At 38.7% G+C, this 11,806-nt stretch carries 9 protein-coding genes; 3 read left to right on the top strand and 6 right to left on the bottom strand.

Going from position 1 to position 11,806, the window contains the following annotated elements:
* Window positions 1–29 precede the first annotated feature (29 nt).
* The 6 genes from TEL01S_RS00540 to TEL01S_RS00515 all read right to left on the bottom strand — a co-directional run bounded on the left by TEL01S_RS00540 (window position 30) and on the right by TEL01S_RS00515 (window position 8,358).
* Complete coding sequence (locus TEL01S_RS00540) at window positions 30–3,092, bottom strand: alpha-mannosidase (protein WP_028843561.1); 3,063 nt, start codon at window positions 3,090–3,092, stop codon at window positions 30–32.
* A gap of 20 nt (window positions 3,093–3,112) precedes the next feature.
* Entirely contained in the window at window positions 3,113–3,943 is an 831-nt protein-coding gene (locus TEL01S_RS00535; RefSeq protein WP_012002167.1) for a carbohydrate ABC transporter permease, read from the bottom strand.
* Between the two features lie 13 nt (window positions 3,944–3,956).
* Window positions 3,957–4,826 carry a carbohydrate ABC transporter permease gene (locus TEL01S_RS00530; protein ID WP_012002166.1) on the bottom strand — a complete coding sequence of 290 codons (870 nt, stop codon included), beginning with the start codon at window positions 4,824–4,826 and terminating at the stop codon, window positions 3,957–3,959.
* A 75-nt stretch (window positions 4,827–4,901) separates the two neighbouring features.
* Window positions 4,902–6,206: an ABC transporter substrate-binding protein gene (locus TEL01S_RS00525; RefSeq protein ID WP_012002165.1), complete on the bottom strand. Its 1,305-nt coding sequence runs from the start codon at window positions 6,204–6,206 to the stop codon at window positions 4,902–4,904.
* Between the two features lie 157 nt (window positions 6,207–6,363).
* Window positions 6,364–7,404, bottom strand: coding sequence for a GntR family transcriptional regulator (locus tag TEL01S_RS00520; RefSeq protein ID WP_012002164.1), 1,041 nt, complete (start codon window positions 7,402–7,404; stop codon window positions 6,364–6,366).
* A gap of 189 nt (window positions 7,405–7,593) precedes the next feature.
* Window positions 7,594–8,358 (bottom strand): DUF169 domain-containing protein, encoded by a 765-nt coding sequence (locus TEL01S_RS00515; protein ID WP_012002163.1) that lies wholly within the window; start codon window positions 8,356–8,358, stop codon window positions 7,594–7,596.
* Window positions 8,359–8,577: 219 nt separating this feature from the next.
* Between TEL01S_RS00515 and TEL01S_RS00510 the strand changes: the two genes are divergently transcribed.
* The 3 genes from TEL01S_RS00510 to TEL01S_RS00500 are packed head-to-tail and all read left to right on the top strand — an operon-like array spanning window position 8,578 to window position 11,774.
* Entirely contained in the window at window positions 8,578–9,246 is a 669-nt protein-coding gene (locus TEL01S_RS00510) for an N-acetylmannosamine-6-phosphate 2-epimerase (RefSeq protein WP_012002162.1), read from the top strand.
* Window positions 9,247–9,258: 12 nt separating this feature from the next.
* Window positions 9,259–10,506 carry an FAD-dependent oxidoreductase gene (locus TEL01S_RS00505; RefSeq protein WP_012002161.1) on the top strand — a complete coding sequence of 416 codons (1,248 nt, stop codon included), beginning with the start codon at window positions 9,259–9,261 and terminating at the stop codon, window positions 10,504–10,506.
* A gap of 20 nt (window positions 10,507–10,526) precedes the next feature.
* Window positions 10,527–11,774, top strand: coding sequence for an ABC transporter substrate-binding protein (locus TEL01S_RS00500; RefSeq protein ID WP_028843562.1), 1,248 nt, complete (start codon window positions 10,527–10,529; stop codon window positions 11,772–11,774).
* Window positions 11,775–11,806 lie beyond the last annotated feature (32 nt).

The raw sequence follows: 11,806 nt of genomic DNA, 5'->3' as shown, positions 1-11,806 counted from the left end.
TGAAACGGGGCTTTTTCTAAAGGGATCTATTACAGAATTAAAGTATAGATTTTAAAAGGATGATAATTCATCGGGAACGAGACCTGTTGCCTTTTTTCTTCCAGAATATCGCTCAGAGAGATATTTCCTTTATGCCATGGCATCTCGAGCGAGAGTTTGCCGGATGTACCGAATATTTCGACTAATCTCAGAACTATATTTCCCTGTGTGTTTTTTCTAAAACAGGTGACTTTGAAATTATTCGGCGTTATCTTCAAAATCGTATGAGGTATTTCCAGTTCTCCTTTTATTACAGTAAGTGGTTTATTCAAATCTTCAGATTCTTCCACAATTGCTTTGATTTCACTGTGGTGAGTGTACACAGAATATGTAAATTCATGAAGGCCCTCATCTGCGAAAAAGTCTGGAAATATGCCTGCTTTTATGAGAGATAGTGCGATGGTATTTTGATGAACGCTGTAACCATATTTTCCATCATTCAAGATAGTCACTCCGAAGTCAGTTTGAGATAAATCAGCCCATCTGTGTGCCGGTACTTCAAAACGCGCCTGTTCATATTTTGTGTTTTTGTGAGAAGATCTTTCTATAAACCCGCCTGAGATATCGAATATAGCTTTTCTTGTTAAGACATTTACAGGGAAATACGCCCTTAGCAGTGCCCGTCTTGTGTGCCAGTCGATCTTTGTTTTGATGTCCAGTCTTTTCGATTTTTTCGCAAGTATATAATCCTGTATGATCTTACTGCCTTCAGCTTCATACTCTACTCTTATGATCTCTCTGATAGGTCCTGATTCAATTTTCATTATTTTCGATGCTTTTAGTGTGAAACCTGTTTTTTCGACACCGTCTGCTATATCCCAGTTATCCCAGTAATAAGGAATATTCTTATGCATTTTTAAAATATTTCCACATTTATCGAATGCGAATTTCCCCAACTCTTTGTCGTATACTTGAACAGAGCCATCTTCTTTCACGGAAATTTTCAGATATTCGTTTTCCATCGAAAGGTTGTCTTTCGTTAAAGATTGTTCAGGTTGTTCATCATCTGCTCCAGAAATTTTTAGCTCTATTTTAGAGAATGGTTCTATTTTCCTGTCAACAAAATAAATGTATCTACCGTCGAAGGTTTTCTGACTGAAAACAACTTCTCTGTCAAGGGAAAGTTTGAGATTTTCGTTCAGAGAAAAGACACATCTTTTTGGAAATGAGGAAAGATTAAGTATAGAAATTATGCTTTTGTTTTTCTTTGTGATCGAATTAATGGCTTTTTCAAAAATTTCTGTGGCTTTTTCTTTTACATATGAAAGTTCTCTTTCTGCGTCTTGGTAAACTTCTTTGATAGACGATCCCGGCAAGATGTCATGAAACTCATTTCTCAGAACGATTTTCCACAGTTCATCTAACTCGTCAGAATAATTGTGTTTACAAAAAACAGAAACCACCTCTGAAAAATAAAGAGCATCTTCTGCATCTTTGTGAAGTTTTTTTATATTTGACTGAGAGGTGTAAGTTCCTCTGTGGCATTCAAGATAGAGTTCATCATCCCATATTGGAAGGTTTTTCTGAAGTTCTAATGATTCGAAATATTTTTCAACGCTCTGAATTTCAAGTTTTGGAAGGTCTGGAAATTCTTTTAAAATACGATAATTCTGTAACATCTCTTCTGTTGGACCACCGCCGCCATCACCATAACCGAACGAGAGAAGCACTTTATCTGTTAGTTCTTTTTGCCTGAAGTTTTTCCAGGTTTTGTAAACCGTATCCGGGTCTATCCTGCCATTGTAACCTTCATTGGGATTATTAAAGCTGCAATACAGAACTTCAGAGCCATCTATTCCACGCCAGATACAGAGATCGTAAGGAAATTCATTGGTGTCATTCCAGTTCAGTTTCGTTGTAACGAAATACTCTATGCCAGCTTGCTTGAGAATCTGTGGTAATATCCATGAAAAGCCAAATACATCGGGCAACCAGCAAACCTTGCTTTTTTTCCCAAATTCTCTTTCAAAAAATTTCTGTCCGTAATAGAACTGTCTTATCAAGGATTCAATGGTTGGGACATTACAGTCTGATTCCACCCACATGCCGCCAACTGGTTCCCATCTGTTCTGTTCTACGAGCTGTTTCACAGTTTCGTACAGTTCAGGGTATTTTTCTTTCAAGTCCTGATAGATCTGAGCAGAAGATTGAGAAAAGACAAATTCCGGGAACATTTTTGACAGCATAACAGCGTTTGCAAATGTTCTTGCAATCTTTCGCTTTGTTTCCTCTACTGGCCACAGCCAGGCATAATCTATATGTGAATGGCCAACAAGATGAATTGTTCCAACAGGGGGGTGCTCTCTTTTGAGTTTTTCAAGCTTGCTTTTAAATACTTTGTATTTGTTAATCAGTTGCTCTTTCAACTCTTCTTGCAATTTGATCCCCGTGAACTCTTCAAATTTTGGCGCATTCCAAACGCTTTCGATTTCTCCTTTAACACCTATGTCTTGTTGAGCAGTTTTGAGATATGTTTTTGTATCTCTCGGCACCCATACATTCGAGAGAAATTCATCGCAGATATCAGAGAGCTTTTTTGAGACAGGTTCTTCCAGAATGTTTGCCGCTCTCACAGTAATTTCCACTGTCTTAAGTATCTCAGAAATTTCTTCATCAATGATGAGTAAGAAAGCTTCCGAAAAGACTGGTTCCTGTGGTTTGCCAAACAATCCGCGCGGCATTACCTGCGCTTCTACACGATGTGTTTTCCCGTCACAGAGCGGTGTGATATTAAGCAGTTTGTGATATTCATTTATCTCACCGTAGGGTTTTCCATCTACTAATATAAGACTTTCCCCACCAAACCACAGCTTCAGGTAGGCTTTCTGGTTTTCTTGAAGTAAAACAGCTTCTAAATCTTTCATGAACCAGACTGGTGATTTTTCAAAGTCCCATTTGAATGGAAAAGTGATGGTCTTTTCGTAATCAAGAGGTTTTTCTTCGATTGGACCATTGGTGAAATACCAGGCTTTAAGAGGCCTCTGTTCTGAAATTGTGTAAGGAAGAATTTCAGAGATGCTCTTAAGAAGTCTGTAGAAAAATTTTTTGTCCACAATTGATTCCTCCCTCTGAGTTATCCTTTCAGCCCTGTAAATTTTATACTTTCCAGTAGATGCCTTTGTGCAAAAATAAAGAAAATCAAAGTGGGAACAACAGCTATGGTTGCAGCAGCCATCATTTGATTCCAGAGTGTGCCATATCTATCCAGAAACTGTGGCAGCCCGAGAGCTAAGGGATATTTTTTCTCATCTGTCAGGTATATGAGAGGCCCGAGATAATCGTTCCAGGAAGCTATGAACTGGAAAAGCCCTACTATTACAAGAGTAGGTTTTATCAGTGGAAGAGCTATCTTGAAATATGTTTGAAACTCTGAGGCACCATCTATTTTGGCAGCTTCGAATAGATCGCGTGGAAGTGTGAGAAAAAATTGACGAATGAGAAAGATATAAAATGGATGTCCAAAAAAAGACGGTAAAATCAAAGGCCAGAAAGTGTTAACCATGTTAAGTTTGCTGAAAATCAAAAAAGTCGGTATCAGTGTAACGGCATTTGGCAACATAATAGTTGCTAAAATAGCGTAGAAGACTATTTCTCTACCCTTCCATTTGAGAACAGACAATCCGTACGCAATAAGCGGGCAGGAGATCAGAGCCCCTAAAACAGCACCACCTGCTATTATCAAACTATTCCTGAAATATGTAAAAAACGGGAATCTCTGCAAAGCTTTTGAATAGTTGTTAAATTCTGCAATCGATGGGATCAGTTTAGGAGGAAATTCGTAAAGCTCGTAATTTGGTTTTAGAGAGGTAGAGATCATCCAGAAAAAAGGTGCCATATAGATCAAGGTAATTAAAATTAAAAATATCACGCGAAAGAGTGCCTGTATGCTGAATTTTCTGTTCATCAGGTTCTCCTCCTCAGCTGTAAAAAACCCATTTTCTTGACGTTTTAAAGTAAAGAATGCATATCCCCAAGGAGATCAAAAATATGAACCATGCCATTGCAGAGGCATAACCCATGTTCCCATATCTAAAAGCGTGTCTGTACAGATAAATTGCGATCGATAAACTTGCGTTGTTCGGTCCACCGCCAAACATGATTTGAGGTAGTTCAAAAAACTGGAGTGCAAGTATAGATGAAGTGATAAAATAATACAGAATAGCTGGGGTTATCAACGGCAGAGTTATTTTTCTAAAGATCTGCCATTTGTTTGCCCCGTCTATTAATGCACTTTCGTAAAACTCTTTTGGGATATCTTTCATCGCTGCCATAAGTATCATCGCCTGTTGACCTGCTCCCCATTGTGCGATGAGGATTATCGTGAGTTTGACAAGTTTGTCATCCGCGGTCCATAGGGGACCCGGGATACCGAATTTCGCAAGAAATCCATTTACAAGCCCCAGATATGGGTTAAAGAAATTCAAAGCGACTACAGCAAATGCATAGATTGGAACAACAGACGGCATGTACATAACTGCTCTGAAAAAACTCACTCCTTTAAAGTCTCTCACAAGTAAAAGAGCAAGCAGAATTCCCACTATCAGGCCAATCGGCACTAAGCCAATGAAATATACAAATGTATTCTGAAGACTTTTTACGAAAAGAGGGTCATGAAAAAGTTCTTTGAAATTTGTCAATCCTATCCATTTTGGTGGAAGGGTTATGTGATATTCAGTGAAACTGAAAAAGAAAGAAGCAAAAATCGGATATATTCTGAAAACCAGAAGGCCAATTATTCCCGGCAGAACAAAAAACATCGCTGTCCAAAATCGTTTATGCTTTTTCATAATATATGCCCTCCTGAATGTATAACAAAAACAGCCACCCCTTTTAAAAGAGTGGCTGTGAATAATGGTCGTTTTTCACTTTGTTAACCATTTATCGAGTTCTTTCTGTACCTTTTCCTGCGCACTTCTCAATGCTTCGGTTGCGCTCTTTTCACCGTAAACAACCGCTTGCATCGCGTTTGTGAGTTCGTCCCAGAGTAAAGCTCCCACAGGAATAACAGGCCTCACGTGAGCGGTTGGTAGAAGATCGGCGAAGATTTTCTGCTCTGCTGGGGAAGCACTCAAAAGTCCCGGAACAGCTTCTTTCAGAGTGGGAAGATGCTGAGTGTCAATGGCGAATTTTATCTGTCCCTTGGTTGTCATATAATGAATAAATTCTGCAGCTTCTTTCGGATGTTTCGCTCCTTTCGGTATAACGAGTGACCACCCTCCAGCCCATGTACTGTTTTTCTCGCCGTATGCTGGAGCAGGTATTGGAGCGATACCAAATTCGAAATCTTTCGGAGCCAATTGCAATATTTGTGCTAAGAGCCAATTTCCATCAACTACCATCGCGAGTTTTCCAGCCAAAAATGGATTTATTGGTTCAGCTCCACCTATACTTGCCCCTGAAAAACTCATTCCAAATGAAGAAACAAAGGCTTCCAATTCCTTTATATTGTATTTTTTTGCCCATTCTCCAAGCCATTCAAAAGCTTTCACAATTCTTGGATCATCAGCAAATACAAGCTTCTGGCTTTGAGCATCATAGAAATTTCCTCCAAAAGCCCAGCCCCATGTGTAATGCCAACCTTGAAATGCCCATGGTATGAAACCGACCTGAGTATATCTACCTGCGGTCTTTTTGGTGAGTTTTTCAGCATAGATTTCTAACTCTTCCAGTGTTACAGGAGGTTTGTTTGGATCTAAACCTGCTTCCTTGAAAAGTTTTTTGTTATAGTACAAAGCTCTGTTATCTGTATCCCATGGTAACGCCCACATTTTATTGTTCCACTGACATTCCTCGATAGCGAAATTGAAAAACTCCTCTTTCAATTTACTGATATCATAACCGAGTTGAACAAGATAGTCCTCCAATGGTTCGAGAACTCCGTACGCAGCCCTTTGTGCAACAGTAAAACGATCAAGATAGTAGACATCAGGGCCTGTTCCGCCGGCAACGGCTGTCATGAGCTTCGTGATCTCGGTTTCCGAACCTGGCACGATAACGATGTTCACTTTGATATTTGGATGTGTTTTGTTGAATTCCGCTACAGCTTCGGCTATACTTTCTCTGTCTACGGGATTGGTCATGCTGTGCCAGAAAGTAATTTCTACGCTTTGAGCAAAAAAGCAAATTGCAAAGCCTGCTATTAGCAAAAATGTAAGTGCGTGTTTCATAATTTCACCCCCTGAAAAGTTGAATTTTCACGAAAGATTCTACGTATACTTTGCAACTATGTCAAATCGTGTTTTAAATGTTTTTTTCATAAGTATTTCCAAATATACCTGATTATACTTGTATATACAAGTTGGTACTCAAAAAAACTTTCAGCTACTACTGCTTACAACCGCAGGATTCTCTCACCACTATACTAACCGGCACCTGCTGTTGGAGTTCGATATTTTCCCGCAAAAAGATCTTTGCTATTTGCAACGCGGCCAATTCCCCCATAGCCTGGAAGTCCTGGCTGATGGTTGTAAGACGGGGGTGAGAATAAACGCTTACCCTGAGATTGTCAAAACCGTATATACTAATATCTTGAGGAATATTTCTTTTTTGCTCCTTAAGATAGGTGATACCCCGTATTGCAAGATAATCATTACAGAAAAACACGGCTTCTATATTCTCTTTCTCGATAATCTCAGCAACTATTTCGAAGTCCCTATCATAATCCCCTATCATTTTATAACAGACATCCTCAATTTCTTCTTTTATTCCTTCAAACCTTTCTTTCACACTGGATACTTCAAAAGGTTCTTCTGTTACAAAAAGGGCTTTTGATACATGGTGCTTTTTCATGTGTTTGCCTATTAATTGGCCGCCTGCTTTATTATCTGACGACACCATTGGAACTTGTGGAAAGCCTTCTATTGTTCTATCGACAAAAACAACAGGAAAGTTCTCTTTTATCAAACTTATCAGCAAAGTGTCAGCAAGAGAAGTTATGCGTGGCTCCATTATAAGTCCTTTGATTTCTAATTTCAGCAATTCCTTTAACATTTTTTCTTCGTGAAATGGAGTGGTGACAAAGGTATCTAAATTGAATGGTATAACGCTGATTGAGAATTTCTGAAGAGTTCTCACAACACCGAACAGAAGAGAGGCCCGAGTATCTTGATAATTTGTTATCAAAACTCCCACTCTTTTTCCTTTTAAAGATTCCTGCATGGAGGCTACAAAAGTTCCTAAGCCCTGTATTCTTGTGACTATACCTTCATATTCCAGATTCTCTAAGGATTTTCTGGCAGTTAATCTACTGACATTAAATATTTTTGCTAACTCATTTTCTGAGGGAATTTTGTCCCCGGGTTTAAGTTCTCTTGAAAATATTTTGTTTTTGATATAGTCCATTATCAGGACATAAGCCGGTTTCATGCATTTTCCTCCCCACCAAATATTGTGCCAACGAAACATTTCATGTTTCAGACCATGATTTTTATTTTCAAATTTGCTTTGTGCATGTAATTATTATACTTTATGAATAAAAAAGAAACAGCCAGCAACAATAACACAGATCCTCTATAAATAAAGAGGATCTGTGATTTATTTTTATTTAGTTGTTAATTATTGATCCTGTAGATCTGCCTCTTGGATCGTATATGTGGATGGCATGGTGGGTGTCCACATCATATTTGGTGGAACCGGGTAAACTGAAAAACCACCTTTTGCAGTTTCTTCAAGGTTTTTCAGTATTCGATTCATTTCAGAAAATGGTATTGCCATTAACAATTCGTGATTTTGAGTGCCGCCGAAGATTCTATCTCCAGCACAGGGGAAACCGATTATTGGTTTTTGTTTTGAGATAGCAAAACCTATCGATGAGCATAGAGCTGCTTCGGCAACTGTATCAGCTGTGGTTTTTTCTCCTGTATCGTATGTATTTGCATGAATAAGTCTCATTATTTGAGCTGGGGTCGCATAGAGAACAACAGCGTCTGGTTCGAAATCAACGCTTTCTAAGGGAGCAACCATTATTGCATCATATTTTTTTCCACTATCTCCTATTTTGAAGGTATTCTCCATAAATCTTTTACCTGCTTTTTCATCTCGAGTATAAGGTCCGACGGCTGCTCTACCTGTTCTAATTGGTTCGGGAGTTTTTATCAAACCAACGCAGGCAGCACCCATGGAACAAACCATTTTCTCGGGGATACCAGAGTTGCTCTTTTTGGCATATCTTGCCATTGAAACAAGCTGACAGATGTTGAGTTTAAAATTCAAAGGTTTTCTCGGTAATTCTTCAGCATTTTTGTACATTTTAATTGCCACCGGAAAGGTGTCGAGCCGCAAAATTTGCTCAAGTTTAACAGCAATTTCTGAGAAATTCACTTCTTTCGCCCTTTTCAAAATAAATTGTCAGTTATATTCTATGCTAAAACATTTCGTGATATTTTTCACTATTGTAAGAAAGTAGTTTAAATATGCTTGTGATCAAATCATGTAAATATTCCAAATTTGGGCTTTTGAACCACACTTAGACTATTGACAGAGATAATCTCCAATTATATAATTAAAAATGGAAAATATTTCCAATAATGGGGGAAAATTATGAGGAAACTACCACGAGGAATAATAATAAGCTGCCAGTTAGAACCCGGGGACCCTGTGCAGGACGTTTCATTTATTGTAAACATGGCCAGGTCTGCTGATTATGCAGGTGCAGTGGCAGTCAGAACTAATAACGCAGATCATGTAAGAGCTGTCAAAGATTCTGTAAGTATTCCTGTCATAGGACTTGTAAAAGATAGAAATTACCAGGCTTTTATAACACCGACATTTGAACACGCAAGAGATGTAATAAAAGCTGGGGCTGATTTTGTGGCTATCGATTGCACAAGAAGTGAAAGACCTGTGCAATTAAAAACATTATTTGAAGAGATACGTTCCAGTTTTCCTGATGTTGGCATTATAGCTGATATCGCTGATGAAGCTGATGCTGAGTTGGTTTCTGCCCTGAGACCAGATTTCATTGCCACGACTCTGTGCGGTTACACACCATATACTCTCGGATGTAGTCTGCCAAACATTGAACTTGTAAGAGGGCTTTCACGGAAAATGAGTATTCCCATTATTGCAGAGGGCGGCTATACAACTTTGGAAGAAGTTCAGAATGCCTTTCAAAATGGAGCTTATGCAGTTGTTATAGGTACCGCAATAACGAGGCCCTGGATAACTATAAAAAAATTCGTCGATCTTTTCTATAAGAAATTTAATTAAGGGGGAGAAAATATGAATTGGGATGTTGCTGTTTTTGGTGGGGGTTTAGCAGGTGTAAGCGCTGCAGTTAATGCTAAAAGAGCTGGGAAAAAAGTTATCTTAATAGAGCAAAATTCCATCATTGGTGGAAATGCAACTTTAGGTTTGGTAAATCCATTTATGAGATTCTGGATCGATGGAAAAGTACTTGTCGGGGATTTTTTCCAGGAAATTATGGCAGATCTGGAAAGTAAAGGAGCTTTGTTTGAAAACTGCTTTGATTCAGAGATGCTGAAAATAGTCCTGTTAGAAAAACTTGAAGGTGTAACTCTCCTTTTCAGAGCAATTCCCATTGATGTTTTAAAGGAAGGCAAATTTATCAAAAAGGTTGTTGTTAAAACAAGTCTTGGAAATTGTTATACCATAGAGGCAAATCTCTTTGTCGATGCTACAGGCGATGGAACTTTATCTTATTTAGCCGGTTGTGAATTCCAATCCGGTGATGAATTTGGCGAAAATCAAGCGGTAACTTTGATGTTTGTTTTAGGAAATGTCGATTTTGAAAAGATTAGAAACAATATAAGGAAAGACCCTGATAACTTTTATAAATGGGTTTCAGCAGATTCAAAGGTTCTCTCCGTTGCTGGGTATTTTAAAGAAATTAAACATGCAAGAAAAGAAGGTATGGATCTCCCAAATGATTTCTTTTTCTTCACACAGCTTCCAGGCACGGGAAGAGTTTCTGTAAATACAACTCATATCTCAATTAAAACAACAGACGATTTTCAATTATCTTCGGCTATTAAAAACCTTCATAAACAAGTTAACGATGTTTATCGCTTCGCAAAAAAATTCGTGCCTGGATTCGAGAATTCTTACATTGAAAAAATCGCGACTATTCCTGGAGTCAGAGAGAGCAGGAGAGTAGTTGGTTTGTACATTTTTTCCGGCAAAGATGTACAACTCAAAATGAAGTTTAAAGATGCAGCCGTCAAGGCATGTTATGGAATTGATATTCACAGAAAAAATTATACTGTGACCGAAGAAGAAAGAACAGCTATTCCAAAATATGAGGATTATTATGAAATTCCAATCAGGTCACTTATTTCCAAGGATTTTGAGAATCTCGCAGTAATTGGAAGAAATTTTTCATCAGACTTTCCCGGACAATCTGCCGCAAGGATTATGCCATCGTGCATTGATATGGGAGAAGCGATCGGCAAATTTGCAGGGAGAGTCAGCAAAAGTTTTTACGAACCAGCAAAAGTTCGGGGGAGTTAAAAATTTGGGGAGGTGTTTTTATGAAAAGGTTTCTGGTATTTTTGATGGTCTTACTGGTAGCGGTTCTCTTGGCTAAGACGGTGACTGTAGAATTTTGGACGCTTTCCTTGAGTCCCACTTTTGACGATTACATCAAAGCAATTATAGAAGAATTTGAATCACAAAATCCGGAAATAAAAATCAAATGGCTTGATGTTCCCTATGGTTCAGCCGTTCAAAAACTTACAGCCGCCATAGCAGCACGTCAGGCCCCTGACGTGGTTAATTTGAACACAACCTGGGCTATTGACTTTGCAGCTCAGGGAGCACTGAGACCTCTTGATGATCTTATTAATCACGAAGACAAAGAACTTTATTGGGAAAAGCTCTGGAAAGCAACTGTTTTGAATGGAAATTCTTATGCCTTTCCATGGTATGCTTCTATTCCAATATTGATGTACAACAGAGATATGTTTGAAAGAGCCGGTCTTGATCCAGATAACCCTCCGAAAACCTGGGATGAAGTTTTTGAGTATTCAAGGGTAATTAGAGCAAAACTCGATGCCTATGGTTTCGAACCAAACATAATAGCGCTTGATGAGCTCCTGCTTGAAGGAATTCCAATAGTAACTGATGATGGAAAAAAGGCTGCTTTCAATACACAAGAAGCCGTCAAAAAGCTCGAGTGGTTTCAGAAGGCTTATCGCGAGAATTTAATGCCAAGAACCCTTGGTGGTTACGGAGAAGCTCGAGAATTTTATCAATCTGGAAGGCTGGCTATGTATCCAGCAGGATTGACCATGCTTAAACATATAGAGGTGAATAGCCCTGATATATACAAAGTTACTGATGTATCAAGCCACCCATTGGGAAAAGGAGGTATGATAAAAGTATCGCTGATGAATTTAGCAATTCCTATTACCTCGAAGTGTCCAAAAGAGGCTGCAAAATTTGCCTTGTTTGTGACTTCTGCAAGATGGCAAATCGAGTTCAGTAAATATGCAACAGTGATTCCATCTACTAAGCAGGGGCTTGAGACGAGCGAAGAGTTTCTTAATCGAGCAAAGTCTGGAGATTTAAGTGCTAAGGCAATGTTGATGGCAAGCAAATCCATGCAAAATGCAGTTGATCTAAATTCAGTGGCTGTTCATGGAATACCGAGCGAAAAATATGCAGATGTGAGAAAAGTGATACAGGATTACTGGATGAAAGCAATCAAAGGAGAGCTGTCCGCCCAGGAGGCTTTGGATTTGGCAGAACAAGAGGTTAACAAAATATTATCTAAGTAGTTTTGCGTGGGAAGGATTATCCTTCCCACATT

This window comes from Pseudothermotoga elfii DSM 9442 = NBRC 107921, assembly GCF_000504085.1.
Taxonomy (GTDB): Bacteria; Thermotogota; Thermotogae; order Thermotogales; family DSM-5069; genus Pseudothermotoga_B; species Pseudothermotoga_B elfii.
This window is presented reverse-complemented; position numbering and strand designations above follow the sequence as displayed.

Coding starts and splice junctions, on each gene's coding strand:
- TEL01S_RS00535 (WP_012002167.1), bottom strand. CDS start 3,943: ATGAACAGAAAATTCAGCATACAGGCACTCTTTCGCGTGATATTTTTA.
- TEL01S_RS00530 (WP_012002166.1), bottom strand. CDS start 4,826: ATGAAAAAGCATAAACGATTTTGGACAGCGATGTTTTTTGTTCTGCCG.
- TEL01S_RS00525 (WP_012002165.1), bottom strand. CDS start 6,206: ATGAAACACGCACTTACATTTTTGCTAATAGCAGGCTTTGCAATTTGC.
- TEL01S_RS00520 (WP_012002164.1), bottom strand. CDS start 7,404: ATGAAACCGGCTTATGTCCTGATAATGGACTATATCAAAAACAAAATA.
- TEL01S_RS00510 (WP_012002162.1), top strand. CDS start 8,578: ATGAGGAAACTACCACGAGGAATAATAATAAGCTGCCAGTTAGAACCC.
- TEL01S_RS00505 (WP_012002161.1), top strand. CDS start 9,259: ATGAATTGGGATGTTGCTGTTTTTGGTGGGGGTTTAGCAGGTGTAAGC.
- TEL01S_RS00500 (WP_028843562.1), top strand. CDS start 10,527: ATGAAAAGGTTTCTGGTATTTTTGATGGTCTTACTGGTAGCGGTTCTC.